The sequence below is a fragment of the Roseateles sp. genome, assembly GCF_049240545.1.
Taxonomy (GTDB): Bacteria; Pseudomonadota; Gammaproteobacteria; order Burkholderiales; family Burkholderiaceae_C; genus Paucibacter_A.
In genome coordinates this window covers 1-25,764 of record NZ_JBMLSK010000044.1, presented here as the reverse complement: position 1 = coordinate 25,764, position 25,764 = coordinate 1, and the positions used below count along the sequence as shown (strand labels likewise).

General features: G+C 63.3%; 23 protein-coding genes and 1 pseudogene. 5 read left to right on the top strand and 19 right to left on the bottom strand.

Annotated features, from left to right (window positions below):
* Positions 1-17: 17 nt before the first annotated feature.
* The 10 genes from ACOVRJ_RS02535 to ACOVRJ_RS02490 form a co-directional block, all read right to left on the bottom strand.
* Positions 18-1,688 (bottom strand): NAD(P)/FAD-dependent oxidoreductase, encoded by a 1,671-nt coding sequence (locus ACOVRJ_RS02535; RefSeq protein ID WP_422042333.1) that lies wholly within the window; start codon positions 1,686-1,688, stop codon positions 18-20.
* A gap of 153 nt (positions 1,689-1,841) precedes the next feature.
* Positions 1,842-2,009 (bottom strand): hypothetical protein, encoded by a 168-nt coding sequence (locus ACOVRJ_RS02530; protein ID WP_422042332.1) that lies wholly within the window; start codon positions 2,007-2,009, stop codon positions 1,842-1,844.
* A gap of 361 nt (positions 2,010-2,370) precedes the next feature.
* The gene (locus ACOVRJ_RS02525; RefSeq protein ID WP_422042331.1) at positions 2,371-2,742 is read right to left on the bottom strand and encodes a methylglyoxal synthase; all 372 of its coding nucleotides are present in this window, start codon (positions 2,740-2,742) and stop codon (positions 2,371-2,373) included.
* A 36-nt stretch (positions 2,743-2,778) separates the two neighbouring features.
* Positions 2,779-3,540: an ABC transporter ATP-binding protein gene (locus ACOVRJ_RS02520; protein WP_422042330.1), complete on the bottom strand. Its 762-nt coding sequence runs from the start codon at positions 3,538-3,540 to the stop codon at positions 2,779-2,781.
* The gene (locus tag ACOVRJ_RS02515; RefSeq protein WP_422042329.1) at positions 3,537-4,391 is read right to left on the bottom strand and encodes an ABC transporter ATP-binding protein; all 855 of its coding nucleotides are present in this window, start codon (positions 4,389-4,391) and stop codon (positions 3,537-3,539) included. The genes ACOVRJ_RS02520 and ACOVRJ_RS02515 overlap by 4 nt, the downstream gene beginning before the upstream one ends.
* Entirely contained in the window at positions 4,391-5,320 is a 930-nt protein-coding gene (gene nikC / locus ACOVRJ_RS02510) for a nickel transporter permease (RefSeq protein WP_422042328.1), read from the bottom strand. The genes ACOVRJ_RS02515 and nikC overlap by 1 nt, the downstream gene beginning before the upstream one ends.
* Complete coding sequence (locus tag ACOVRJ_RS02505; RefSeq protein ID WP_422042327.1) at positions 5,317-6,357, bottom strand: ABC transporter permease; 1,041 nt, start codon at positions 6,355-6,357, stop codon at positions 5,317-5,319. Before ACOVRJ_RS02505 ends, nikC begins: the two co-directional genes overlap by 4 nt.
* Positions 6,354-7,964, bottom strand: a complete 1,611-nt coding sequence (locus ACOVRJ_RS02500; protein ID WP_422042326.1) for an ABC transporter substrate-binding protein — start codon at positions 7,962-7,964, stop codon at positions 6,354-6,356. Before ACOVRJ_RS02500 ends, ACOVRJ_RS02505 begins: the two co-directional genes overlap by 4 nt.
* Before the next feature lie 169 nt (positions 7,965-8,133).
* Positions 8,134-11,172, bottom strand: a complete 3,039-nt coding sequence (locus ACOVRJ_RS02495) for an EAL domain-containing protein (RefSeq protein WP_422042325.1) — start codon at positions 11,170-11,172, stop codon at positions 8,134-8,136.
* 108 nt (positions 11,173-11,280) lie between these two features.
* Complete coding sequence (locus ACOVRJ_RS02490; protein WP_422042324.1) at positions 11,281-12,297, bottom strand: NAD(P)/FAD-dependent oxidoreductase; 1,017 nt, start codon at positions 12,295-12,297, stop codon at positions 11,281-11,283.
* Positions 12,298-12,491: 194 nt separating this feature from the next.
* Between ACOVRJ_RS02490 and ACOVRJ_RS02485 the strand changes: the two genes are divergently transcribed.
* Positions 12,492-12,734, top strand: coding sequence for a TIGR02450 family Trp-rich protein (locus tag ACOVRJ_RS02485; protein ID WP_422042323.1), 243 nt, complete (start codon positions 12,492-12,494; stop codon positions 12,732-12,734).
* Positions 12,731-13,441 (top strand): SDR family NAD(P)-dependent oxidoreductase, encoded by a 711-nt coding sequence (locus ACOVRJ_RS02480; RefSeq protein ID WP_422042322.1) that lies wholly within the window; start codon positions 12,731-12,733, stop codon positions 13,439-13,441. The genes ACOVRJ_RS02485 and ACOVRJ_RS02480 overlap by 4 nt, the downstream gene beginning before the upstream one ends.
* Positions 13,442-13,476: 35 nt before the next feature.
* On the opposite strand, the gene ACOVRJ_RS02475 is transcribed toward ACOVRJ_RS02480, so the two are convergent.
* From ACOVRJ_RS02475 to ACOVRJ_RS02465, 3 genes are all read right to left on the bottom strand, one after another.
* On the bottom strand, positions 13,477-14,076 hold the full coding sequence (locus ACOVRJ_RS02475) for an NAD(P)H-dependent oxidoreductase (protein ID WP_422042321.1): 600 nt from the start codon (positions 14,074-14,076) through the stop codon (positions 13,477-13,479).
* 153 nt (positions 14,077-14,229) lie between these two features.
* Positions 14,230-15,486 (bottom strand): glycoside hydrolase family 18 protein, encoded by a 1,257-nt coding sequence (locus ACOVRJ_RS02470; protein ID WP_422042320.1) that lies wholly within the window; start codon positions 15,484-15,486, stop codon positions 14,230-14,232.
* Between the two features lie 114 nt (positions 15,487-15,600).
* Entirely contained in the window at positions 15,601-16,350 is a 750-nt protein-coding gene (locus ACOVRJ_RS02465; protein ID WP_422042319.1) for a hypothetical protein, read from the bottom strand.
* Between the two features lie 343 nt (positions 16,351-16,693).
* On the opposite strand from ACOVRJ_RS02465, the gene ACOVRJ_RS02460 reads away from it, so the two are divergent.
* On the top strand, positions 16,694-16,849 hold the full coding sequence (locus ACOVRJ_RS02460) for a DUF3149 domain-containing protein (protein ID WP_422042318.1): 156 nt from the start codon (positions 16,694-16,696) through the stop codon (positions 16,847-16,849).
* Between the two features lie 44 nt (positions 16,850-16,893).
* Here the strand turns inward: ACOVRJ_RS02460 and ACOVRJ_RS02455 are convergent, their stop codons facing one another.
* Positions 16,894-17,091, bottom strand: a complete 198-nt coding sequence (locus ACOVRJ_RS02455) for a BON domain-containing protein (RefSeq protein WP_422042377.1) — start codon at positions 17,089-17,091, stop codon at positions 16,894-16,896.
* Positions 17,092-17,386: 295 nt separating this feature from the next.
* On the opposite strand from ACOVRJ_RS02455, the gene ACOVRJ_RS02450 reads away from it, so the two are divergent.
* A complete protein-coding gene (locus ACOVRJ_RS02450) occupies positions 17,387-18,700 on the top strand; it encodes an alpha/beta fold hydrolase (protein ID WP_422042317.1) in 1,314 nt (437 codons plus the stop codon).
* A gap of 13 nt (positions 18,701-18,713) precedes the next feature.
* Here the strand turns inward: ACOVRJ_RS02450 and ACOVRJ_RS02445 are convergent, their stop codons facing one another.
* The 5 genes and pseudogenes from ACOVRJ_RS02445 to ACOVRJ_RS02425 form a co-directional block, all read right to left on the bottom strand.
* On the bottom strand, positions 18,714-19,766 hold the full coding sequence (locus ACOVRJ_RS02445) for a GNAT family N-acetyltransferase (RefSeq protein WP_422042316.1): 1,053 nt from the start codon (positions 19,764-19,766) through the stop codon (positions 18,714-18,716).
* A 391-nt stretch (positions 19,767-20,157) separates the two neighbouring features.
* Positions 20,158-20,727 carry a DUF1566 domain-containing protein gene (locus ACOVRJ_RS02440; RefSeq protein WP_422042315.1) on the bottom strand — a complete coding sequence of 190 codons (570 nt, stop codon included), beginning with the start codon at positions 20,725-20,727 and terminating at the stop codon, positions 20,158-20,160.
* 30 nt (positions 20,728-20,757) lie between these two features.
* Complete coding sequence (locus ACOVRJ_RS02435) at positions 20,758-21,327, bottom strand: Na/Pi symporter (RefSeq protein WP_422042314.1); 570 nt, start codon at positions 21,325-21,327, stop codon at positions 20,758-20,760.
* A gap of 22 nt (positions 21,328-21,349) precedes the next feature.
* A pseudogene (locus tag ACOVRJ_RS02430) lies at positions 21,350-21,664 on the bottom strand (Na/Pi symporter); the annotation flags it as partial.
* 37 nt (positions 21,665-21,701) lie between these two features.
* Positions 21,702-22,214, bottom strand: coding sequence for an Lrp/AsnC family transcriptional regulator (locus ACOVRJ_RS02425; protein ID WP_422042376.1), 513 nt, complete (start codon positions 22,212-22,214; stop codon positions 21,702-21,704).
* A gap of 310 nt (positions 22,215-22,524) precedes the next feature.
* On the opposite strand from ACOVRJ_RS02425, the gene ACOVRJ_RS02420 reads away from it, so the two are divergent.
* Positions 22,525-25,764: indolepyruvate ferredoxin oxidoreductase family protein (locus tag ACOVRJ_RS02420; RefSeq protein WP_422042313.1), on the top strand; the 3,240-nt coding region annotated here is incomplete at its 3' end.

The following is a 25,764-nucleotide window of genomic DNA, read 5'->3' as shown; positions in this document are numbered from 1 at the left end:
CGACCCGGCAGCGTCGGTCAAGCCGATGCCAACAGTTTGGCGCCCAAGGCCTCCGCCACTTCAATGCCGTCCACGCCGGCGGACATGATGCCGCCGGCATAACCCGCACCTTCACCGGCGGGGTAGAGGCCCTGCACATTGAGGCTTTGGTAGTCGCGTCCACGCGTGATGCGCAGCGGCGAGGAGGTGCGCGTCTCGACGCCCGTCAAGACCGCATCGGCGCGAGAGAAGCCCTTGATCTGGCGCTCGAAGGCCGGCAAGGCCTCGCGGATCGCGTCCAAGCAATACTCGGGCAGGCTGCCGCGGCCTTTCTGCTGCAAATCGGTCAGGGTCACGCCGGGCTTGTAAGAGGGCTCCACATTGCCCAGCACCTTGGAGCGCTGGCGTTTGATGAAGTCGCCCACCAAGGCGCCCGGCGCCTTGTAGCCGCCCTCGCCCAGTTCATAGGCGCGGCTCTCCCAAATGCGCTGGAAAGCCATGCCGTCGAGCGGGCTCACCGGGCCTTCATGCTTGCCGTCTTGCCGATAGTCTTGCGGGTTGATACCCACCACAATGCCGGCGTTGGCATTGCGCTCATTGCGCGAATACTGGCTCATGCCATTGGTGACGACGCGCAGCGGCTCGCTGGTGGCGGCCACCACCGTGCCGCCGGGGCACATGCAAAAGCTGTAGACCGAACGGCCATTCTTGGCGTGGTGCACCAGCTTGTAATCGGCCGCGCCCAAAATCGGGTGACCGGCGCTGGCGCCAAAACGCGCCGCGTCAATCACGCTTTGCGGATGCTCGATGCGATAGCCGATGGAGAAAGGCTTGGCCTCCATATAGACGCCGCGCTCATGCAGCATCGTGAAGGTATCGCGCGCACTGTGGCCCAGGGCCAGCACCACATGGTCAGAGGCAATCTGCTCGCCCGAAGCCAGGGTGACGCCGCGAATGTGCTTGCCCTTGGGGCCGTCTTCGATCAAGACGTCGGTGACCTTTTGCTCGAAGCGAATCTCGCCGCCCAAGGCCTCGATATCGGCGCGCATCTTGATGACCATGGACACCAAGCGGAAGGTGCCGATGTGCGGCTTGCTGACGAAGAGGATTTCTTCGGGTGCCCCAGCCTTGACGAACTCGGTCAAGACCTTGCGGGTCAGATGGCGCGGGTCGGAGATCTGGCTCCAGAGCTTGCCGTCCGAGAAGGTGCCGGCACCGCCCTCGCCGAATTGCACATTCGACTCCGGGTTCAGCTCGCTTTCGCGCCACAGGCCCCAGGTGTCCTTGGTGCGCTGGCGCACGTCTTTACCGCGCTCCAGCACGATGGGCCGCAAACCCATCTGGGCCAAGATCAAGGCCGCAAAAATGCCGCAGGGGCCGAAGCCAATCACCAGCGGACGGCGCTGCGCCTCGGGCGTGAAAAAGTCCGCCGGCGCATGGCCAACAAACTTGTACTGGGTGTCCGGGCTGGGCTTGATGTGCGGATCGCCCTCGAAGCGCTGCAGCACCGCGGCCTCGTCGCTCAGCTCGCAATCCACCGTGTAAATCAGCTGGATGGCCGACTTCTTGCGCGCGTCGTAGCTGCGTTTGAAAACATGAAACGCCAGCAGCTCCTCATCACTCGCCAAGCCCAGCCGTTGCACGACGGCGGGCCGGAGTTCATCCTCGGCATGAGTCAGCGGCAGACGGAGTTCGGTGATGCGAATCATGGCTGTCGTTCGGCAGTTGAGCTGAAATGAGAGGGAGGCGGCTGCAAAAGCGTAGCGCAGAAAAGAGATGAGGCCCCGGTCAGGGCCTCATCTCTTTTCCCTGCCCGACGTCGCCCCCATCTGGGTTGCGACGTCAGAAGCAGCCTGCCGGCATCAGCCGCCGCTGCTGCAACGCTTGCCGGGGTTCTTCTTGCTGCGGGTGTGCGAGCCACGCTCGAGGCTGCACTTCTGGCCACGCGGAGCGGTGAAGGTCACGCCCTTGGGGGCGACAGGGCGGGGGGTAGCGCGACGAGCGGCTTCGGTGATGATTTTGTTGCCCATGAATGGCTCCGGTACAAAGGATTGGTTGCAAAAAGCACAGGTTCACCAACCCCCTTACAAGTAGAACAAGTAAAGACGCGGCACTGATCGAGCAGGAAAATCGCCCAAACTCGACGCGGCTGAGTTGGAAAGAATCGAGCATTTTACTTTGGAATGCCCATTTGCCCAAGCTGGCCTGCATTTTTTTGCCGCAGATTCGCCCATGCGCTTTGCAAGAAAGCGGCAGGCGGGCTCATGCGGTGGCCCGCCTCAGGCCTGGCCAGCAATCGCCGAACCGGCGTCCCAAACTGAGCCGGAACACGACGCCCGCCGGATCTACGGCAGCATGCGGCCGGCCTGCCCCCCGAGGTATGGGCTTAAGTCAACCCGCTTTTGCCCAGCACTGCAACATCAGCTGGGCACCAGCGATATTGGTCGCGCAAGGCACGTTGTGCACGTCACAGGCGCGCACCAAGGCATTGATGTCGGGCTCATGCGGTTGCGGCGTCATCGGGTCGCGCAAAAAGATCACCGCATCGACCAGCCCCACGGCCAGGCGCGCACCGATCTGCAAGTCGCCACCCAGCGGCCCACTGAGCATTCGCTCAGGCTCCAGCCCCAACTCTTCGTGCAAGCGACGACCGGTGGTGCCGGTGGCCAAGAGCGTGCAAGTCTTCAAAAAAGGCAAGAACTGGGCCGCCAAGGCCACCATATCGTTCTTCTTGCCATCATGGGCGATCAGCGCAATCTTCATGCCGCCATCTTAAAGACTGGCAGTTACAGCCTGGCGTCAAGCCGCAGACATGGGGCGCACAAACCCCGCCGAGGCGCGCATCAGTTGCCGCGTGTAATCGGCCTTGACCCGCTTCGCGGCCAGATCACTGGCGGACAGGGTTTCCACTTCACGCCCCGCTTGCATCACCATCAGCCGTTCGCACATATGGGTGACCACCGCCAGATCATGGCTCACCATCAAAAAGCTCAGGCCGCGTTCACGCCGCAAGCTTTCCAGCAGATTCAGCACCTCCGCCTGCACCGAGGCGTCGAGCGCCGAGGTCGGCTCATCCAGCAAGAGGATGCGCGGCTCCAGAATCAAGGCGCGCGCAATCGCCACACGTTGCCGCTGCCCCCCGGAAAGCTGATGTGGGTAGCGGAAGCGAAAGCCCTGCCCCAGGCCCACCGCATCCAGCGCCGCTTCGATGCGGGTCTCGGCATCACCGAGCCCGTGAATGGCCAGGGGTTCGGCCAGCATTCGATCGACGGTTTGGCGTGGATGCAAAGAACCATAGGGGTCTTGAAACACCATCTGCACACAGCGTCGGAAGTCGCGGCTGCCCGCGGCGGGCAAGGCCCCCTCGCCCAGCAGATCGACGCGGCCCGAGGCGCGCTTCACCAAGCCACACACGGCGCGCAAGATGGTTGACTTGCCCGACCCGGACTCCCCCACCAGCCCCAGGCTCTCGCCGGGCGCCAGGCGCAGGCTCAAGTCGTGAATGGCGGTGAAGTCGCCAAAGCGCACCTGCAAGCCGCTGATGTTCAAGCCCAAGCTCATGCGGCGCCCCTCCAAGCCTCTTGCCGCTGCAGCGTGGGCAGCGGATGACGCGCCTCATCCAAGCGCGGCAGGCAATTGAGCAGGCCTTGGGTGTAAGGGTGCTGCGCTTCATGCAGACGGCTGGCGGCAATTTCTTCCACCACCCGGCCGGCGTACATCACCAGGATGCGGTCGCAAAAGGTCGAGACCAAGCGCAGATCATGCGAGATGAAGATCAGGCCCATGCCACGCTGTCGGACCAGCTGATCCAGAATACCCAGCACCTGCAATTGCACCGTCACGTCCAGGGCCGAGGTCGGTTCATCGGCGATCAAGAGCTGAGGCTCGGCGATCAACATCATCGCCATCATCACCCGCTGGCCCATGCCTCCGGAGACTTCATGAGGGTACAGGCGACTGACGCGCGCCGGGTCGTCAATGGCCACATCGCTCAGGGCCTTCATGACCCGAACCTGCACCTCGGCGCGGCTGAGTCTTTGATGCGCCAACAGGGTCTCAGCGATTTGCTCGCCGATCCGCATGACCGGATTGAGCGAGTACTTCGGGTCCTGCAACACCATGGCCATGCGCCGACCCCGCAGTGCGCGCCGCTCGGCCGGGCTGCAACGGAGCAGATTGATGCCTTCAAAGCTCAAGCGATCGGCGCTGATGCTGGCCTGCGCCGCCGACAGCCCCATGATGGCCCGGCCGGTCTGCGACTTGCCCGAGCCAGACTCGCCGACAAGCCCCAAACGCTCACGGCCCAGCGTGAAGGACACCCCGCGCACGACCTCCTGCATGCCCCCATCCCGCAGCGGGAAGGCCACGCGCAAGTTCTCCACCGTCAACATGGTTTCAGACTCCCGATCCATCATTCAACCGCCTTCGGATCCAGCGCATCGCGCAGACCATCGCCCAGCAGGTTGAAGGCCAGACTGACGATGAAAATGGCAAGACCTGGCCCCGCGGCCACCCACCATTGGTCGAGCACGTATTGCCGGCCGGCGGCAATCATGGCGCCCCACTCGGGCATCGGCGGCTGCGCCCCCAAGCCCAGAAAGCCCAGGCCGGCGGCGGTCAAGATGATGCCCGCCATGTCCAGCGTGACCCGCACAATCACCGAGGGCAGGCACAGCGGCATGATGTGGCGCCCGATGATGCGGGCCTTGGAAGCGCCCATCAACTGCACCGCGGCAATGAAGTCGGCATTGCGCAGACTCAAAGTCTCGGCCCGGGCGATGCGTGCATACGGCGGCCAGGAGGTCAGCGCAATGGCCAACACCGCGTTCTCAATGCCTGGCCCCAAGGCCGCCACAAAGGCCAAGGCCAAGATCAGGCGAGGAAAGGCCAGAAAGATATCGGTCACCCGCATCAAGACGGCGTCCACCCAGCCGCCCATAAAGCCCGCCACCGTCCCCACCAACAAGCCAATCGGCGCCGCCAGCAAGGCCACCAAGGTGACCACCAACAAGGTGATGCGCGAACCATGCAAGAGCCGCGAAAAAATGTCGCGCCCCTGATCATCGGTGCCCATCCAGTGCTCGGCCGACGGCGGCAGCAGGCGACTGGTCATCAAGTCGCCGACTTCGGGTCGGTAAGGCGCGAGCCAGGGTGCCAGCGCGGCCACCAGGGCCAGGCCCAAGATGATGAACAAGCCCAGCAGCGCCAGCCGGTTGCGTGCAAAGGTACACCAGGCTACATAGGCCCGACCCAAGGCCGCTTGCCGGCGCGAAGCGGGTCGCTCGCTCATCAGCCAGGCCCGCAAGCCCAAGGCTGGCTTGCTTGTCTCCATCGTCGTCATGATCGGGTCCGTGGGTCCAACAAGCGATAAAGCAGGTCAGACAACAAGTTCAGTGCGATAAAGATCGAGCCCACCACCAGGGTGCCGCCCAACACCGCATTCATATCCGCGTTCTGCAAAGAGTGGGTGATGTAGAGGCCCAGGCCGGGCCAGGCGAACACGGTTTCGGTCAAGACCGAGCCTTCCAACAATCCGGCGTAACTGAGCGCCACCACGGTCACCAAGGGTACGGCCGCATTGCGCAAGGCATGAGCCCAGATGATGCGAGCCTCGCTGATGCCCTTGGCGCGCGCGGCGACGATGTACTCCTGGCTCAACTCCTTCAGCATGAAGCTGCGCGTCATGCGGCTGATGTAGGCCATGGAGAAGTAGCCCAGCAAAGATGCAGGCAGGGCCAAATGAGCCAAGGCGCTGCGCATGGCCTGCCATTCACCGGCCAGGGCCGCGTCCAGCAGCAGCAAGCCGCTGCGGGGCGGCACGCTGTAGGTAAAGCCAATCCCGATGCGACCCGGGCCACCGACCCAGTCCAGCTTGGCGTAGAAAATCACCAAGCCCATCAAGCCGAGCCAGAAGATCGGCACCGAGTAACCGACCAAGCCCATCACTCGAACCAATTGATCGGCCAAACGCCCACGTCGAACGGCAGCCCAAACCCCGAGAGGGATCCCCAGCGATGCCCCGATGATGATGCCCACCGTGGCCAGTTCCAGCGTGGCGGGGAAGACTCGGGCAATGTCATCGACGACCGGCCGACCGGTCAGCACCGAGGTGCCCAAGTCCCCGCGCAAGACCTTGGCCACGTAGTCGAAAAACTGCTGCCACAAGGGCAGGTTCAGCCCCATGGCTTCGCGCATCTGCGCCATCTGCTCTTCGGTGGCACGATCGCCCAAGACCGCCAGCACCGGGTCCACCGGCACCACCCGGCCGATGAAAAAAGTCACCGCCAGCAAACCCAGATAGGTCAGCAGCACCACCGGCACAAAGCGCAAAAACGCCAGCGCGGCAGTCCGCCAGGGAGAAACCAAGGGCCGACTCATGCCTTGCTCACCGGCGCCATCAAGGTGGTCTCCGAAGTCGGTCCGATGCGAAAGCCCTGCACCTGCCGGCGCACGCCGGCCACCTGAATTTGTTGATAAATCATCACAAAGGGGCTGCTGCGGCGGAACTCGGCTTGCAGCGATTCATACATCTGGATGCGACGCTGCGGGTCTTGCTCCAAGACCGCGGCATCGCTCTGGCGGGTCAACTCGGGGATCTCCCAGCTGTTGCGCCAACTCAGCGGCCGACTCTTGGCGTCATCGCGGTTGTCGGGGTTGCGGGTGAAGGTGTCGGCATTGGTGTGCGGGTCCCAGTAATCGCAACCCCAGTCCCCGATGAACAGCTCATGGCGACGGTTGCGGTACTTGGTCAAGACCTGTTTGCCATCGCCGGGGATGATCTCAATCTGGATGCCGGCGCGCGCCGCAGTCTGTTGAATCGCCTCGGCAATGCCCTGCACCGGCTGCACGCTGCGCACATCCATGCTGACGGTGAAGCCTTTTTCCAGGCCCGCTTTGGCCAACAGCGCCCGAGCGCGATCCACATCCAGGCGGAACGGCCGCTCACTGCTGGCCCCAAGCAAGCCCATGGGCAAAAAGTTCTGATGCGGCAGACCAATGCCCTTGATCAAGGTGGCACCGATGGCCTCGTAATCGACCAGCCACTTGAAGGCTTCGCGCACCTCGGGCTTGGCCAGCAAGGGATGCCGCTGATTCAAGCCCAGGTAGTAAAGCGAGCCCTTGGGGGTCTGCGTTAGCTGAATCTGCTGACTCTTGGACAGCGCGAGCAGATCCTGCGGCGCCAGATTGCGGGCGATGTCGACATCGCCCTTCTCCAGCAGCAGGCGCTGGGTGGATGCCTCCTTCACATGACGATAGATCACCCGCGCCAAGCTGGGTTTGTCGCCATGGAACTGCTCGTTGCGCTCGATCACCAAGATTTCATTGGCACGCCAATCACGCAGCTTCCAAGGGCCGGAACCGGCGTGATTGAGCTTGAGCCAGGCCGCGCCCAAGTCCTCTCCCTGCGCCTTGGACAAGAGCAACTGCTTGTCCACCACCGAAGCGACCGTGGCCGTCAGGCAATTCAGCACAAAGCTGGGCGCAAAAGGCTTGGAGATCTCCAACTGCAAGGTCAGCGGCCCGGTCTGACGCACCCGTTCTTCCACATTGGTTTTAGTCAATCCCAGCTGAGTCAGGATGAAGGCCGGGGTCTTGTTCATGCGGACGGCGCGCTGCCAGGAGAACACCACATCCTCGGCCGTCAAGGCATTGCCGGAGGCGAAGCGTCGCTCCGGCTTGAGCTGAAAACTGAACACCAGGCCATCAGCTGAAACCTGCCAGCTCTGCGCCAAGACCCCAAAAACCTGGCCCGGCGCCTCCAGATCCAAGCCCACCAGGCGCTCATAGGTGTTGCCCAGCAGCTCGCCGCCCGACACCTCGAAGGAGACGGCCGGATCCATGGTGATGATGTCATCGAAAGCGAAGGCCTGAACCAGCGTGTCTCTGGGCGTGCCGACATGGCTGCAACCGGCGGCCCATGAGCCCAAGCCCAGCAAGGCAGTGCTGGCGAGCAAGGTGCGGCGGTCGAGGTTCGGTACGGACATGGACTAGACGTCAGAGATAGTTCGGCGGGAAAGGTGCGCATTGTGCGGCAAGCCGCACCGGCCTTTACCAGCTCTTGCGAAGTTGATTCAAGGCGGCACCCGCTTGGGCCACGCCCCGGAACACCCTCGCGCAAAACAGGGCAACAGGCTGGATGCGGCGCCAGCGGACTCAGGCATCGGCAAGCAGATTGGAGGCCAGCTCGGCCCCGATCAAGGCGGACAAGGGCGCTGGTCGGTGCAGCAAGAAACCTTGGGAAAAATCAACGCCAATCTCGCGCAGGCGCTGCAACACGGCGGGGTTGTCCACATACTCGGCCACGGTTTGCATGCCCACCACCTGGGCCACATCGACAAAGCAGCGGACCGCGGCCTCATCCAAGGGGTCGCTGACCAGGTCGCGGACGAACTGCCCGTCGATCTTCAGATAGTCCACCTGCAGGCTCTTCAAATAGCCGAATGAAGACGCGCCGGCGCCAAAGTCATCGAGGGCGCCGCGCACCCCCAACTCGCGAACCTGCTCGATGAAGAGCGCCGCATCGCTCAAACTGGTGATCGCCGCGGTCTCGGTGATTTCCAGGCACAGGCGTTGGCACAAATCGGGGCCGGCCTCGCGCAAGGCGTCAAGCGCCCAACGATGAAAAGCGCGGTCACCGATGGATTGGCCCGAGAGATTGACGCTGAGCATCTCCACCTCGGCCAAGCGGGGTTCCGCGCTCATCCAGGCGAGCACACGGCTGAGCACCCAGCGATCGATTCGGGTGGCCAAGTTGAAGCGCTCGGCGGCGGGCAAAAATGCCCCCGGCAAGATCAGATGCCCCTCGGCATCGACCATGCGAAGCAGGACTTCGGCATGCAGACCCAGCGGCGCGCCGCCAGAAGGCTCTTGCAAGTCCATGGTCTCGATGCGCTGGGCAAAGAGCACGAACAAGTCTTCATCCAGCGCATGCTCGATACGGGTGGTCCATTGCATCTCACCATGACGGGCATGCATGGCCTGATCGGTATCGAACCAGGTGTGCACCCGGTTGCGCCCCGAATCCTTGGCCGCATAACAGGCCGTGTCAGCGGCTTGCAATATCGCCGCTGTGTTCGACCAACGCTTGTTGATCGGCACCAAGCCGATGCTGGCGCCGATGCGGAAGCGCCGCTGGTCATGCACGAAGCGGAAGTCCTCCATGCGGTCACAGACCTGCTGGGCGACCCGTTGCGCCTGCGTCGGCGAGCAATGTTCCAGCAGCACCGCGAACTCATCCCCGCCCAATCGGGCCAAGGTATCCCGGTTGCGCACCGCTTCGCCCAGAATTTTTGAGACCTGCTGCAAGAGCTGATCACCAACCGCATGCCCGCAGGCATCGTTGACCAGTTTGAATTGATCCAGATCGATGTAGAGCAGCGCATGCTGGCTGCGGTCGCCCTGCGCCTGCTCCAGCACCCGGCGCAGACGCAACTCGAACTCGCCGCGGTTGATCAGCCCGGTGAGCGGATCATGGGTGGCGCGGTAATGCATCTCGCCGCTCAGGCGCCGCTGCTCGGTCACATCATGAAAAACCAGCACCACCCCGAAGACCTCGCCCCGATCATTGCGGATCGGCGCCACCGAGTCTTGCACCCCGTACTCCTCGCCTTGTCGTGAAACCAACAGGCTGTGCCGCGCCTGCGCCAAGGTCTTGCCCTCTTGCAAACACAGCTGCACCGGGTTCGGCGTCACCGCACGGGTGTGCTCGTCGATGATATGAAACACCTGCTCCAGCGCTCGGCCCTTGGCCTCATCGGCACTCCAGCCCGTCAGGCGTTCGGCGGTCGGATTCATCCAAACCACCTGCCCATGGGCATCGGTGGTGATGACCGCATCACCAATGGAGCGCAAGGTCACCAGCAACAATTCATGCTGATCGGCCAATACCGCGCCCATGCGCGCCGCCATCTCCTCCGCCAGACGACGGATCTGGGTCAGATCCCAATTGGTGCCGACCATGCGCAAGACCCGACCCTGCTCGTCATGCACCAACCGAGCCGAGCCGCGCAGGTGATGAACGCTGCCATCGGGCCAGATGACGCGGAACTCGGTATCAAAAGGCTTCAAACCCTTGACGGCCTCTTGCACGTCGCGCTCGGCCCGCACTCGGTCTTCCGGATGCAATCGTTCCGCCCAGGTGCTGTAGTGGATCGGCTCGGCACTGGGCAGCATGCCGTAGAGACGGTGCATCCAGTCATCCCAGACCAAGGCCCCGCTCTGCAGATCCAATTCCCAGATGCCGATGCGCCCGCTGTCCAAGGCCATGCTCAAGCGCGCCTCGCTATTGCGCAGCTGCTCTTGCGCGAGCAGGCGCTCGCTGATGTCTTCCACCGCCCCCACATGGCCGATCAGCTCGCCCGACTTGCCCAGCACGGGACGGCTGCGAACATGGACATGACGCAAGCCACCGCCCGGAGGCAGGACCCGATACTCCATCTCAAACTCGCGTTGCGAGCGCGCACAAGCCAGCCAGTGCTGCAAGACCTGCGCTCGGTCGAGCGGATGCACCGCCGCTATCCACCCTTGCTGAAGGCTTTCGGCCAGGCTCAGGCGAAAGATCTCCTGCCAGCGAGGGTTGGTGTAGGTGCAGGCGCCGCTGGAGTTGGTGTGAAAAATACCCACCGGCGCCGCCTCGTTGAGGGTGCGAAACCATGCATCTCGCTCGGCCAAGTCGGCCGCCAATCCCAATTCAATCTGCATGCGCTGCTGCAATTCCAGCGCATGAACGACCGCGTCCGCCAAATGAGTCAAAACGGCTGACTGCTCGGCGCTCAAGCGCCTCGGGCGTCGGTCCATCACGCACAGCGTGCCGATCGCCTCGCCGCTGCGCAGGCGCAGGACAACGCCGGCATAAGAACGCAGGCCCACGGCCCCTTGAACGGCGGGAAGATCACGAAAGCGCGAGTCAAGACTGGCGTCCTCGACCTCGAAAAGCCCGTCCGCCATCAGCGCGTAGGAGCAAAAGGCTTCGTCCCGGGGCAGTTCATCCAGGCCCTCGAGCCCGACCCCGGCCTTGAACCAGACGCGCTTTTCGTCCACCAGGCTGATCCGCGCAATCGGACTGTCACAAGCCAATGCCGCGGCCTGCACCAAAGCGTCAAACTCCGGATCGGGCTGGCTGTCTAGCACCGCCAGACGGCGCAAGGCACTCAGTCGTTCAGACTCCCGGTCGGGCACTGGCACAGCCGGCATCATCAACTCCCCAAGGCGACATAGCACTAGTTTCCTACGGCAAATTGTGCCGCACGCTCGCGTTCTGGCTACCCGTATTCGCCCCAGGGGAATGCCTGTGCGCCAGGCTCAAGTTGCCATGATCTGCGCCGCAAGCGCGCGCCCACTCAACCATGCCCCTTCAACCTTGCCGCCGTTCAACCAGTCGCCACAAAGACCTAACGCAAGTTCTGGCCGCCAAAGGCAAGCGCTGCCCCGGTCGGCCCGAGCAGCATCGTCGGCCAGCGCTTCAGGCCCCGTATCGGCATACAGCCAGCGGTGAACCACCCAAGCGGCTGGCGCCGGCCCACCCAAAGCGGCAAATGCGGCCAGCATCTGTTGCGCCACCAGCTCACTCGACAGATCCAGACGCTGATCGCTCCAATCGGCGTGGGCGTGCAAAAGCCATGTCTCGGCGCCGACTCGACCCGGTTTGCTGCTGTTGCGCGCCACCCAGCGCAGCGGTCCGGTGTTGACAAAGGCGGCGTCAAACCCCAGGTCCAAGGGCTGGGCATAGTGGAGCATCAAGGCCCAGCAGCCGCGCATGCGCACGGCGTCGGCGTGCGCGGCCAGGTCCTGCGCCTGCGAACAGCTGGTCAGCAAATGCGCCGCCTGGGGGGCGGGCAAGGCCAGAACCACGCGGTCGAAGGCGCCGTCCAGCACCCTTGCTGCATCACCCAGCAAACGCCAGCCCTGGGCTTCACGCCGCAAGCCCTGCACATGCGTTTCGAGATGCAGGGTCAAACCCTGAGCCAGCCATTGCGCCGGGGCCGTCATCTGCGGTGCCCCCACCCAGCGTTGCAAGTTGGCGTCCGGGCGATGCGCGGCGACATCGCCGAAGACCTGCAAGCGCGGCGTCCACAAAGCGGCCACACCCCCCTGCACCCAGCGCGCCAGCTCGGCGCGAAATGCTTCGCTTCGGGCGGTGAAGTACTGCGCGCCGTGATCGCATTGCCATGCTTCGGTCCGCCGGGTGCTCATGCGCCCCCCGACGCCACGACTCTTGTCGAAGACCGTGACTTGGTGACCCGCCGCCTGCAGGTGGACGGCACAAGACAGGCCCGCCATTCCAGACCCGATCACGGCAATACGCAAACTTGAAGTCATTCCTTGTCCAATCCACACACCATTCATCCCAACCACCCACGGCGAAAGTCGGCCAATGGCGCGACTCGCGGATCACGCAGCATCCTGCACCAGCCGCTCAGCGCCTGCAGGCCGGCCGCGAATCTCCTGACGGCTGACTGCGCCATCCACGCAATCTCTTAGGCAGTCGCCCGTTCTGAGCTAGTCTCGCCCCCATGAACCGCATTCACCCCAAGAAGTTGCTGCTCAGCAAATGGACGGCCCGCCAGCCCGAGTGCAAGGAAAAGCACTTTTTGGTGACACGCCTGATCGAGGCGGAACCGGTGGACGCCGCCAATCCACCGCGGACGGCCGAACTGGCTTGGGTCGAGATTGAGGCGATTCACTCCGGCCGGAGCCGCCGCATCGCCTGGCGCGACCTGAAGGACGACGCGCAGTGGCGCCAGGGCTGGCAATGAGTGAATCGCCACTGATGCAGCTGCCGGAGGGCTTTCGTGCCCTGATCGTGGGTGCCAGTGGCGCCATCGGCGAGGCTTTTCAGCAAGCCTTGCAGCAAGACCCGCGCTGCGCCGAGGTGCTGGGCCTGCATCGCCAATCGTCCATTCCGATCGACTTTGCCCAAGAAGCTTCGATTGCCGCGGCTGCCGATGCGCTCAAGAGCGCCGGGCCTTTTCACCTGATCATCAACGCCGCCGGGCTGCTGCATCAAGCCCAGCAAATGCCGGAGAAGCAGCTTTCGCAGCTCAGCTACGCGCAGATGCTGAACAACTTCAGCGTCAACACCCTGGGGCCGGCCCTGCTGATGCGGCACTTCACGCCCTTGCTGGACAAGCAGCAAGCGCTGATGGCCTTGCTCTCGGCCAAGGTGGGCAGCATTGAAGACAACCGTCTCGGCGGCTGGTACAGCTACCGCGCCTCCAAGGCTGCGCTCAATATGTTGGTGAAGACCGCAGCGATTGAGTTGCGCCGGACTCAGCCGCATACCGTGCTGGTGGCCCTGCACCCCGGCACGGTCAGTTCGGCGCTGTCGGCCCCGTTCCGGGGCGCGGAGATTGGGCGCCCCGCCAGCCAAGCGGCAGCGGAAATGCTGACCGTGCTGGGCCGCTTGACACCGGCCGACTCCGGGCATTTTCTGAGCTACACCGGCGAGGTCTTGCCTTGGTGAGCGGGTCTCAGGGCGTCTGAAGCGTCGAGTTCCGCTCAGTCACCTTTGCGACCGAGTTCGGCCAGCTTTTCCAGGTGCTTGAGGCGATCGGCTGCGCTGATGGAACCCATGCCGCCGATCAAGGTCTCGTGAATCGGACCAAAACCGACGAATCCCAGCACATTGCGCTCCAGCGATTTGACACTGTGGGCGCGGAAGATGTAGCGGTACACCAAGGCCGGCATGCCCATCGTCACCAGCACGCGGGCCGAACGCCCACGCAGTTTTTTCTGACCGAAAGGATTGGGGCCGCCGTCTTTTTGGAAGGCGAAATCAGGTCGCGCCACCTGCTCCAGAAATCCCTTCAGCAAGGCCGGCATATCGCCCAGCCACAGCGGAAACAAGAGCATCAGGTGCTGACACCAGGCGATGTCTTGCTGGGCCTGCTGCAAAGCCTGCGGCGTTTCGCCGTGCTCCCATTCGGTTTGGCTGCGCAAGAGCGGAAAGTCCAGTTGCGCGATTTCGACTCGGCGCACCTGATGACCGGCCGCAAGGGCGGCATCGGCATAGCTTTGCGCCAAGGCATGGCAAAAATGACCACCCGCTGGATCGGGGTGGCCTTGAATCAGCAGCAATCGCTTGGGTGCATAGGTCATAGCAAGACTCCGGGTTGAAGGCCTTGCCAAGCCCTCACACCCAGCCGGCGTGAAGGGCCTGGTCAGCCTTGTCAACACCATCTTGCCGCGCCCGCAGCCCCCGTTCATGAGCTAGCGCAAACCCAGCCTCAATGCCGGGCTGGGTGGGATTAATTACGGCGCCTTGACGGGCAAGTGCCCCACGCCCAGGTTCATGGCATTCAGCAGGTCGCCGTTGTCCTGGCTGAGTTCCCAGGCGAACAGGCCCGCCAGGCCCTGCTTGCGCACGTACTCGCCCTTGAGCAGCACCGCGCGCGGATCGTCATAGCCCATCCACAGCTTGTGCTGCGGGTGAAACAGGTTCCACGCCTGGGTCTGGGCATCGAACACGGCTTTGTAGCCATTCAAGCCCTGCCCCTTCGCGCCCAGGTAGCGGCTGGCGATTTGGCGATAGGTGGCCGAGCCATCCGCGCCGGGGTAGCTGCCGGTCTTGGCCGCCCCCGTCTTCGGCTTGTCCACGCCGGTAAAGCCCCGCCCATACATCGCCACGCCGGCCACCATCTTGGCGCGCGGCACACCGGCTTCCTCGAGGTTTTTGACCGAGCGTTCGATGCTGTCGTCAGCCTCCGGCGCCGAGCTTCGCAAGGTGCTGTGGTTGCCAGCCACCTTGGACCAACTGCCGTAGAAGTCGTAAGTCATCATGAACACCAGATCCAAGGCCTCGGCGGCGCGCTTGAAGTTGATGCGTTTGACCACCGGCTGGGTCGTGTTGATGGCCGTGGTCACCGCATAGGGGCGACCGGTTTCTGCCGTGAGTTGGTCGAGCGCGCGGCGCAAGTCATGCATCAGGTCGGCATAACCCTGTCCGTCGGCGGGGCTGCCCAGCTGTACCCCGTTGGAAGCGCCGTTATCACCGGGATGCTCCCAGTCGATGTCGATGCCGTCGAAGCCGGGGTGCTCGCGCAGGAATTGAACAGCCGAAGCGGTGAACACCGCGCGGCGGGCCGGATCATTGGCCAGATGGAAGAAGCCGTCCGAGCCGCCCCAGCCGCCCACCGAGGCCAGCACCTGCACCTGCGGCTCGCGGGCCTTCAGGCGGGTGAAGGCCGCATCAAAGCGCTTTTCCACGCCGGCGCTGGTGAGTTCAAAGTCTTTCTTGCCTTCGCATTTGGGCGCGTCCTTGGGCAGTTGCCCAGGTCCGCACAGGCGCAAAAAAGCGTAGAGCAGATGGGTCACGCTACCGGGCTTGATGCGGTCGACCACCGCGGTGCTTTCCCACATCGGCACGTAAACGCCAACCACCTTGGCGCTGGTGCGCTCGAAGGCCATGGGCTTGGCGCTGAAGAGCGCGGATGGCGATTCACCGGCCTGTGTGCTGGTATGCGCGGAAAAGCCCAGGCTGAGGGCAAGAACAAGGGCTGAGGTCTTCAATCGGCAACTCCGGAGTCAAGGCTTGAGCCTATCACCGGAAAGAATGCCAATCTGATACCAATTATTAAGATTCGCTGAAGGGCGGTGCGCTGCTCGCCCCTGCTCTGCAGCGGATCAGGGCGCCATATCAACCCGAATCTGCAGGTCCCGGCTGCGCTGGGTTTCCGCATCGCGGGTGCTGAGCACGCCGCGCTCACGGCTTTGGACGCTGGCGCCGCTGCGGGCCACGGTCACCCATGCGCCCAAGGGCGCCGCTACCGTGCTGAGCACCGTGGTCTGCGCCATCGCGTGCCCACCCTGGGCCGCCGGGGCCTGAGAGGTCGGAGACTGCACACTCACTTCCAGCCGCACCGGCGCCTGACCACCCGGCCATTGCGGGGTGACCTTGAAGCCTTGGGTGTGTTCGGTGAAGCCGCTGCGCGGTACGGCCACAACCTTGCCCGAGGCCGACCCCGGCGCTTGCAGACTCGCCTGCACATCGACCTGAATGCCAAAGTCCAACCACTGCATGGGCACGGTTTCGGTGAACTGCACCGAAGCCGGATGGCCGTTCAAGACCAGCAGCCGCTGCACCTGCCCACCATGGTCTTCACGCCGCTGGGTACTGAGGCTGGCGCCACCGCGTGGCGACACCGAACCGGCCGTCCCCACCACCACCGCGCCTTCGCGAACTGCGGTCACGGCGGCGGCACTGACGCTGCTGTCCACCCAACGCAGTTCGATCCAAAAATTGGTGGCTGGCAGGCCCGCCGTCTTGCTGCCACCGCTTTGCGCCGAGGCACCATGCCAGGCGGCCAAGCTCAGGCCAAGGCTGATCAAGAGCGCCCGGCGAGGGCCGGATGGGGTGAGTTTGGCGTGCCACATGGCGCTCAGCATACGCGCAGGAGCCCTCCGCTGTCAGACGAAATCGAGCTCAAGCCCCAGCGAGGCCGCAGCAGCCCCAAGAGAGGGAGCGCCAGAGTTCTGATGCGCGGATTCTGAAGCACGGATTCGGAAGACTGAGCCCTGGCCTGCCCGAACGCTTGCCCCGCCGAACGCAGGGCAAACCCCAAACTCCATTGATCCAGCGCAAACGCGAGCACCAAGCACCGGCTCACAGCTGCAGCAAGGGCGAAAAGCTTGAGCCAAGTCAGAAGCGCCCGGCGCCGCAAGGCCTTTAATCAATACCACCAAGAGGGCCCCGCCTTCAGCACCCCAAGGAGCACAAATGAAACTCTTCATGGATCTTTTCAGCAGCGACGTCGGCCTCTTCAGCGCAGCCACCATCGGCATCGTGCTTGCGATGGGCGCCTTTTATGTGCGCTACTTCATCGGCCACATGCACGCCGATGAAGCCCGCGCTGCGGCGGCTCAAAAGTCCTGATTCAGGGCGGGCGCAAGAGCGCCTCTCCCAGCCCGCCTTAGCTCTTATCTCTTCAGCATCAGCTCGTCATGGATGCTGTGCGACCCTTCGGCGGCACGCGCGATACGCAGGGTCTCATCAATCTGGGCCTGGCTGTCTAACACGCCAATCAGGCGGACATCGCCCTTGAGCGTGATCACCTGAATGTCAAAACCCTTCAGCGCTGGATCGCTTTGCAGCGCGGTTTTCACATGCTCGGTCACATCGAGGTCTGACACATTGCCCGGGCCGGCCGCGGTGGGCGGTAGTAATGGCGCTGCGGCACTGCCGGGCTCCGCTGTCTTGCTGCAAGCGCCCAGTGCCAGCGTGGCAGCCTGCCATGCACGCGTCTGTGCGCTGGCGAACAGGTCGGCCCTCTTTTTCCAAGCCCGGCCACTCCCGCTTTTTGACCGTCTGTCCCTGTGCTGCGCCGCTTCGGCGCATACAGCGAGCCAGCGAACGAATGCCCCCATAGAGTCGGGCCTTCATCTCCAACACGCTCCGCTCGACTCTCCCACCATGAACACCCTCTCGATCTGGCCGCAAGGCGCTTTGAAGAACGCGCTCAGCCGCGGTGCCGCGGCTCTGTTGCTCAGCGGTCTGAGCCTTGCCGCGATGGCCCAAGCGCCCTCGGCCCCGAAGGAGCAGCTGGTCGATATTGGCGGCCGCAAACTGCATGCCGTCCAAATGGGCCAGGGTGAAGCGACCGTGGTTTTTGAGTCGGGTTTCAGCATGGACCTGAGCGCCTGGCGCCGGGTGGCACCGCAACTGACGTCGCGCGCCAAGGTCTTGGTTTACTCGCGCGCCGGCTATGGCCAAAGCGAGCCCAGCCCGGCTCCGGTCAGCCTGCAGCAAAGCGGCCGCGACCTATCGGCGCTTTTGCAGGCCGCCCAGTTGCCGCCGCCCTATGTGCTGGTCGGCCATTCTTACGGCGCGTTTTTGATCCGTGACTTTGCCAGCCGCCACCCGGAGCAGATCGCCGGACTGGTCTTCGTAGACCCCGCGCATGAGCGCTACGACCAAGTGCTCAAACCGCTCGATGCGCAGCGTTTGGCCGCTGAGCAGGCGCAGCTAGAAAAAGGCGCGCCGGAAAAGTTCCGCGCCGACCTGCGCTACATCCAAAGCATCATGGACGCGGGCAAGCTGCCGGCCATCGACAACAAGGGCACGGCCCGCCTGCCCGACGTGCCCGCCGTGGTTTTGACGTCCACCAAGCGCTATACCAAGCCCGAAGTGCTTTTGCACACGCCCGCCGGCATGGCCGCCTGGCGCCAGTTGCACACCGAGTTCTTCAGCCAATTCAGCAATGGCGCGCATGTGCTGACGCCAGTCAGCGGCCACCATATCCAGTTTGATGAGCCGCAGTTGGTGGTGGCAGCCGTCGACCAAGTGATTCGACTGGCGCAAGAGCAAGCCCAGCGCCGCGCCATCGAAGCCGCCCGCGCCAAGCTCCATCAAGACTTGCAAGCCGCTGCCAGCGCGGCCGATCCGCAAGCGCCCGTGGACCTCGCCATCCGGGCGCCAAATCTCAATGAAGCTGACGTCAACAATGCCGGTTATGCCATCCTCGGCAATGGCCAAGTGGCGCCGCGCGTGCAAATGGCCGCTTGGGTCTTGCGCGCGAATGCCCGGCTTTACGACAAGTCAGACAACGCCGCTGACAGCCATGGCGAAGTGCTCATGAAGCTCGGCCGCCATGCCGAGGCACAGGCCGAGTTCCGCCGCGCGCTGAGCTTGGGCGAAGCCGCCGGCCGCAGCCCCAGGGTGCTGGACAGCTACCGCAAGCACATGGCCGAGGCACAGGAAGCGCAGGCCGCGCAAGCAAAACCTTGATGCGAAGGCGCGCTCACGCGCGGCCTATGCGGCGCGCCCCCAAAGGCTGGACGAAGCGCAACAGATAGCCATCGGGGTCTTGCACCAGAAACTCCTGCTGTCCCTCCTCGATCGACGCTGACACCCGGTACCAACTCTCTTCCGGCGCTTGAAAAGGCTGCACCCCTAGGTTCTGAAGCGCTGTCAACAACGGCTGGATGGCGGCCACTTCGATCTGGAAATTGACACCCCGGCCCAGAGGGCGCTCCAACTCCGCCACGCACCAACCTTCGGCGTGTTCTTGCTCCAGCATCAACTGCGCCTGACCAAGCTCCAAGTAGGCAAAGGGCGGTGATTCCCGCTGAAAGCGCACGCGAAAGCCCACGGCCGTGTAGAAGCTCAGGGACGCCTCCAAACAACGCACGGTCAACTCAGGCACCAAGGGATTCCAGTACTGCGCGTCTGTTGACGCGGCGATTTGCGGCACTTCGCTCCGAGTGATTGGCAGGACCATCTGCGTCGCAGCGGAAAAACCAAGAAACCACTGCAGATACTCGAAGCGCTCGGTTCTCCACGCCACGAAGCCCATGCGCTCATACAAACGGCGCGCGCCAGGATTGGTATCAATGACATCAAGGCGAATGCTTTGATAACCATGCTCGGCCGCATGCTTGGCCAGTGCACTCAACAAGCCGCGACCCAAACCACCGCCCCGGGCCGAGGGCGCAACCGCAATACCATCCATCAAGAGCTGATTCGGCGCCGCCTCGCGTTCAAACAAACTGAGGACCAGCATGGCGCGCACTGCCCCCCAAAGCCCCAGCTTGGCACGCAAAAACCGCCAACAAAGCGCCCCAGTGAACGCACCTCGGTCGGTTTTGAATCCGGCCACCCCCAGCACGACATCGCCTCGCCAGGCAAGCAAGGCGAACTGCGGGTCAAAACCTGCAGCCAGAACTGCCAGGCGTTTTTTCTCCTCAGGGATGGCGAGAGCAAGTTTGGACCCGAAGGCCGCGTCATACAACTGGGCCACTGTGTGGCGATGGGCATCGGCAAAGCCACGTTGAATCCGGGTTTCTTCAATCACGGTGCTTGCTTGCTCGAAAAAGTGATCAAAAACATACAAGGCCTGGTTTCCTACCTGCCACTCAAACGCTGCACCGACAGATGCCGCAAGCTCCCAAGATTAGTCGGCACCGCACATTCTGGACGTTCGTCATGGTCCTCATGGTCTGCTGCAATCCAGTTGCTGTTTGGGCCTTGGCAAGGCAAGTCCTCGCGTCAGGGAGGACTTGCCGTACTCCTGCACCGCCAGCAATAGACGGCGACGGGCCGGATCGATGCTGGGCCTGAGGCTGGGCGCGCGTTCGAGCTACATCAACCCGGGAGCAATAGATTCAGCCGTTAGCGTGGACACCGAAGCGAGTCATTGCTGCGTGGTCAGCGTCCCACAATCACGTCTTGCCGGTCTGGGCCGGTCAGGCCGGGGATCGCACCAGTCGAACGGCCAGTTTGCTGAGTTTGTCGACGTCGGCACGGGCCTCGCCCGTTGTCATCTGCACGGCCCAGCCATATCGAACAGACAAGCGATTGGCGTTTTCGTTGGTTCGACCGCGGGCGATATTGGCGTAGTCATACTGGTTGACATGCGCGGTATCAATGCTGGCGGTGACCGACCAGTACCAGCCCGCCGGTGCGGCCGGAAAAAGCACGGCTCCCGGCCCGGCGCGCCCACCGGTTTGGCTGACCAAGCGTTTCAACTCCGCCACGCGAGGCAAGCGCCAAGCTTGCCCGTCCGCCTTGGCGATGCTACTGGCCCAGGCCACAGCCTCGGCGCGCGTCATCAAAATGGGCTCACCCACACAGGTCTTGCCATTCCAAGACATGCCGGCAACACAGCGTTGCCAGATCTGCTGAGTGCCGCTGTCGACCACCTTGAGGCCGTCGTCCGACGCATGCCATGCCGGCTGATCTACGGGCTCGGCTGCGCGAGCGCCATGGCCTGCAAAGAGCAGGCCGCAAGCGGTGAGAAGGACGATGCCTCGCATCAATGCATTAGCGCATAGAAACATCAGCTCTCAAACACTCAACAAGCGACGCCGCAACCATGGCTCAAACCAAGGCATGGCGACAAGAAACGCCAAGCTGATGCTGAGGTTGAACACCAGGTGAGCGCTGGCGACAGCCAGACCCGGATCGGAGGCGATCGACACCATGGCGTGCGAGAAGGCCGCCAGGAACGGAAAGTACAGCACGGCGCCGATGCCGTTGAACAAGGCATTGGCGAAGGCCGTGGCCCTCGCCACCGCCCCCATGCCCAGGCTGGCCAACAGAGCCGTCGAGGTGGAGCCCACATTGGCGCCCACCACGATAGGAATGGCCGCCTCCACCGGCAAAGCGCCTTGTTGCGCCAGCAAAATGGCCACGCCGCTGGTGACGCTACTGGATTGAACCAAGGCGGTGAACACCAGGCCGGTCACCAGGCCTAGCCAAGGCGCTTGCGCCAGCGCCAACCACTCGATGAACAGCGGCTCTTGCTGCAGAGGCTTGAGTTGCGCGGAGATCAAATCCAAAGCAAAAAAGATCAGACCGAAATAAAACACCGACTTGCCCAGCAGCCGAATGCGCGGCGGCAGGGCCGAGCACAAAGCCCCCAAAGCCGATGAACAAGGGGCCGATCGAGGTGAGCTTGAAAGACACCAGCCAGGCGGTGGCCGTGGTGCCCACATTGGCGCCCAGCAAAACGCCCAGGCTCGCGCGAAAGGAGATGGCCGAGGCATCCACCAAGGCCGCCGTCAAAGAGCTGATGGCACTGCTGGACTGCACCAAGGCGGTGGCCAAGGCGCCAACGGCAAAGCCCTTCCAACGGTTTTCAGTGATGCGCGCCAGCCAGCGCTGCATGGCTTCGCCCCCAACGGCCTGCAGCTCGCGGCTGAAACCCTGCAGGCCATAGATGAACAAGACGATGGCGGCAACCACCGCCATCAATGAATGAAACTGGCTCATGCGCTGACAGACTCCCTCACTTGCCGGTCAGATGCGCCAATGGTGTCAATGCCCCGGCCTTCACCTCGCCCAGCGAAAAACTGGTGTGTACATCTTTGACGTTAGGCAGGTTGAGCAACACATCGATGGTGAAGCGGCTGAAGGCGTCCAGATCGGTGGCCAGGACTTGCAGCTCAAAAGTGCCCGCACCCGAAATGTAGTGGCAGCTGATGACCTCGGGCAGCGCACGGATCGCATCCTCCAGCGGTTTGGTGGAGGCGCCGTTGTTGCGGTCCGCATCCACCCGCACAAAGGCCAAGACGCCGAGGCCCACCTTGCGCCGATCGATCTCCGCGCGGTAGCCGGTGATGAAGCCCTGCTCTTCCAGCCAACGCACCCGGCGCCAAGTGGGCGCGGTGGACAGGCCGATGCGGGCCGACAACTCGGCATTGGACAGGCGCGCATCGCGCTGCAGCTCGCCGAGGATGGCGATGTGATAGCGGTCCAGGCCGCCCCCGGCGCCGGTGTCCAATTCGGCTTCTTCGGACACCGAGGCACCCGCGCCACGGCCGAGACCGTCAAGGATTGCTTTTTTGGTGGAAATGCTGGTTTTAACCACAAAACCCCTCCGGCTTTCTGCCAACCAATGAATTCAGATGTAAATCTGACCAAAACAGATCAACGCACGAAACATTGTTGCGCCACCCACGTAAAAACAACAGCAAAGAGAAAGCACCTGCGGGCGCGCTTTGCCTACACTCCCATGCCCGGTAATACTGCCGATATTGACGGGGGCGGCGCCGCCACAAGCAGCGCACAGCCCACCCGGAACCCCCAAGAGACAAAAGAGCGACACCACCATGAATGCACCTTTGCCCGACCACATCCTGCGCGCGCTAGAAAAAGTGACGCTGGACGATAAATACGCGCTGGACAGCGGTCGCGCGTTCATGAGCGGGGTGCAGGCCCTCGTGCGACTGCCGATGTTGCAGCGCACCCGCGACGCCATCGCCGGCCTCAACACCGCCGGCTTTGTGTCGGGCTACCGGGGTTCGCCGCTGGGTGGATATGACCAGGCGCTGCAAGCCGCTAAGAAGCATCTGGCCAAGCAAAACATCGTTTTCCAGCCGGGCGTCAATGAAGAACTGGGCGCCACCGCCGTCTGGGGCACGCAGCAGTTGGCCCTGTTCCCGGAGAAGGCCAAGTACGACGGCGTGTTCGGCATCTGGTACGGCAAAGGCCCGGGCGTGGACCGCAGCATTGACGTGTTCAAACACGCCAATATGGCCGGCACCTCCAAGCATGGCGGCGTGATCGCCGTGGCCGGCGACGACCATATCGCCAAGAGCTCGACCGCCGCGCACCAGAGCGACCACGTTTTCAAGGCCGCCGGCTTCCCGGTGTTCTTCCCCAGCAGCGTGCAAGACATTCTGGACATGGGCTTGCACGCCTTTGCCATGAGCCGCTTCTCGGGCCTGTGGTCGGGCATGAAGACGATTCAGGAGATTGTGGAATCGTCGGCCTCGGTCAGCGTGGACCCGGACCGCGTCAAGATCATCCTGCCGGAAGACTTCCCCATGCCGGCCGGTGGCCTGCACATTCGCTGGCCCGATCCACCGCTGGATCAAGAAGCCCGCATGATGGACCACAAGTGGTATGCCGCCCTGGCCTATGTGCGCGCCAACAAGCTGAACTACAACATCATTGAGACCAAGCAGGATCGCTTCGGTCTGATCGCCTCCGGCAAGGCCTACAACGACACCCGTCAAGCCCTGCACGACCTGGGCCTGGACGACGACACCTGCCGCCGCCTGGGCATCCGCCTGCACAAGGTCAATGTGGTGTGGCCGCTGGAAGCGACCATCACCCGCGACTTTGCCGACGGTCTGCAAGAGATCTTGGTCGTTGAAGAAAAGCGCCAGGTCATCGAATACCAAATCAAGGAACAGCTCTACAACTGGCGCCCCGATGTGCGCCCGCATGTGCTGGGCAAGTTTGACGACGATGCCGACTCCGGCGCACTCGGCGGCGAATGGGGCATGGCCAACCCGAGCAAGAACTGGCTGCTGCGCCCGCAAGCTGACCTGACCCCGGCCATCATTGCCCGCGCCATCGCCAAGCGCCTGAAGAAGCTGGGCGTGGACGCCGATGTGGCCGCCCGCCTGGACGCCCGCGTGGCCATCATCGACGCCAAAGAAGCCTCGCTCAAGAACGAAGAGAAAACCGCCGGCGGCGCCGACCGCACGCCCTGGTTCTGCAGCGGCTGCCCGCACAACACCAGCACCCGCGTGCCCGAAGGCTCGCGCGCCGTGGGCGGCATCGGCTGCCACTACATGGTCACCTGGATGCCCGGCCGCAACACCGCCACCTTCACGCAAATGGGTGGCGAAGGTGTGCCATGGGTGGGCCAAGCCGCCTTCACCGACGAGAAGCACATCTTCTCGAATCTGGGCGACGGCACTTACTTCCACAGCGGCATCTTGGCGATTCGCCAGAGCATTGCCGCCGGCGTGAACATCACCTACAAGATTCTCTACAACGACGCGGTCGCCATGACCGGCGGCCAGCAAGTGGGCGAGCGCGCCGAGGGCCACACGGTCTTGCAGATCATGCAAAGCGTGTCGTCCGAGGGCGTGGCCAAGCTGGTCATCGTGACCGACGAGCCGGCCAAGTACGAAGGTGTGAACCTGCTGCCCGGCGTGACCGTGCATCACCGCGATGAGCTCGACGCGATCCAGCGCGAGTTCCGCGAAATCCCCGGCACCACCGCCATCATTTACGACCAGACCTGTGCCACCGAAAAGCGCCGCCGTCGCAAGCGCGGCAAGATGGTGGACCCGGCCAAGCGCGTGGTCATCAACGAGTTGGTGTGCGAGGGCTGCGGCGACTGCTCGATCCAGTCGAACTGCTTGTCGATTGAGCCGCTGGACACCCCGTTTGGCCGCAAGCGTCAAATCAACCAGAACACTTGCAACAAGGACTATTCCTGCGTCAAGGGTTTCTGCCCCAGCTTCGTCACGGTCGAAGGCGGCGAACTGAAGAAGCCCAAGAAGGACAAGCGCCTCAGCCCCTTTGATGCCACGCTGGGCACCCTGCCCCAGCCGCTGATTCCTAACCCCGAGAAGGCCTGGGGCATTGTGGTCGGCGGCGTCGGCGGCACCGGCGTCATCACCATCGGCCAGCTGCTGGGCATGGCCGCCCACCTGGAAGGCAAGGGCGTGATCACCCAAGACGCGGCCGGTTTGGCGCAAAAGGGCGGCAGCACCTGGAGCCATATCCAGATCGCCAACACCGAGGATGCCATCCACTGCACCAAGGTGGGCACCGCCGAAGCGGACCTGGTGATCGCCTGTGACTCCATCGTGGCTGCCAACAAGACCACGCTGGCGGTGATGCGCGAAGGCCGCACCTTTGTGGCGCTGAACACCCACGGCTCACCGACCGCTTCGCTGGTGAATGATGCCAACTGGAGCTTCCCTGGCGCCGCTTGCGAAAGCGCCGTGGCCGCCGCTGTGGGCAAGGACGGCGTGGGCATGTTTGACGCCGAAGAAGTGGCCGTCAAGCTGGTCGGCGACTCGCTCTACACGAATCCGCTGATGCTGGGCTACGCCTGGCAGCAAGGGCGCGTGCCGCTCAGCTATGCCGCGCTGATGCGAGCTATCGAGCTGAACAATGTGCAGATCGAGAACAACAAGATCGCCTTCGAGTGGGGTCGTCGCTGCGCGCATAACTTGGCGGCTGTGCAGGCTTTGTTTGCTGCGACGCAAGTGATCCAGATCGTCAAGCGCGAAAGCCTGGACGAGATCATGTCCAAGCGCGTTGACTTCCTGGTGGACTACCAAGACAGCGCCTACGCCGAGACCTACAAGGCCTTCGTCGAGAAGGTGCGCGCCGCTGAAAGCCCCTTGGGCAGTAGCAAGCTGAGCGAGGCCGTGGCCCGCTATCTGTTCAAGCTGATGGCCTACAAGGACGAGTACGAAGTTGCCCGTCTGCACACCGACCAGAAGTTCCTCGACAAGGTGGCCGCGCAGTTCGACGGCGACTACAAGCTGGTGCACCACCTGGCCCCGCCGCTGCTGGCCAAGAAGAACGTCAAGGGC

Coding starts and splice junctions, on each gene's coding strand:
- ACOVRJ_RS02535 (WP_422042333.1), bottom strand. CDS start 1,688: ATGATTCGCATCACCGAACTCCGTCTGCCGCTGACTCATGCCGAGGAT.
- ACOVRJ_RS02460 (WP_422042318.1), top strand. CDS start 16,694: ATGAAACTCTTCATGGATCTTTTCAGCAGCGACGTCGGCCTCTTCAGC.
- ACOVRJ_RS02475 (WP_422042321.1), bottom strand. CDS start 14,076: ATGACCTATGCACCCAAGCGATTGCTGCTGATTCAAGGCCACCCCGAT.
- ACOVRJ_RS02480 (WP_422042322.1), top strand. CDS start 12,731: ATGAGTGAATCGCCACTGATGCAGCTGCCGGAGGGCTTTCGTGCCCTG.
- ACOVRJ_RS02515 (WP_422042329.1), bottom strand. CDS start 4,391: ATGGATCGGGAGTCTGAAACCATGTTGACGGTGGAGAACTTGCGCGTG.
- ACOVRJ_RS02530 (WP_422042332.1), bottom strand. CDS start 2,009: ATGGGCAACAAAATCATCACCGAAGCCGCTCGTCGCGCTACCCCCCGC.
- ACOVRJ_RS02485 (WP_422042323.1), top strand. CDS start 12,492: ATGAACCGCATTCACCCCAAGAAGTTGCTGCTCAGCAAATGGACGGCC.
- ACOVRJ_RS02500 (WP_422042326.1), bottom strand. CDS start 7,964: ATGTCCGTACCGAACCTCGACCGCCGCACCTTGCTCGCCAGCACTGCC.
- ACOVRJ_RS02520 (WP_422042330.1), bottom strand. CDS start 3,540: ATGAGCTTGGGCTTGAACATCAGCGGCTTGCAGGTGCGCTTTGGCGAC.
- ACOVRJ_RS02505 (WP_422042327.1), bottom strand. CDS start 6,357: ATGAGTCGGCCCTTGGTTTCTCCCTGGCGGACTGCCGCGCTGGCGTTT.
- ACOVRJ_RS02525 (WP_422042331.1), bottom strand. CDS start 2,742: ATGAAGATTGCGCTGATCGCCCATGATGGCAAGAAGAACGATATGGTG.
- nikC (WP_422042328.1), bottom strand. CDS start 5,320: ATGACGACGATGGAGACAAGCAAGCCAGCCTTGGGCTTGCGGGCCTGG.
- ACOVRJ_RS02495 (WP_422042325.1), bottom strand. CDS start 11,172: ATGCCGGCTGTGCCAGTGCCCGACCGGGAGTCTGAACGACTGAGTGCC.
- ACOVRJ_RS02450 (WP_422042317.1), top strand. CDS start 17,387: ATGAACACCCTCTCGATCTGGCCGCAAGGCGCTTTGAAGAACGCGCTC.
- ACOVRJ_RS02465 (WP_422042319.1), bottom strand. CDS start 16,350: ATGTGGCACGCCAAACTCACCCCATCCGGCCCTCGCCGGGCGCTCTTG.
- ACOVRJ_RS02490 (WP_422042324.1), bottom strand. CDS start 12,297: ATGACTTCAAGTTTGCGTATTGCCGTGATCGGGTCTGGAATGGCGGGC.
- ACOVRJ_RS02440 (WP_422042315.1), bottom strand. CDS start 20,727: ATGCGAGGCATCGTCCTTCTCACCGCTTGCGGCCTGCTCTTTGCAGGC.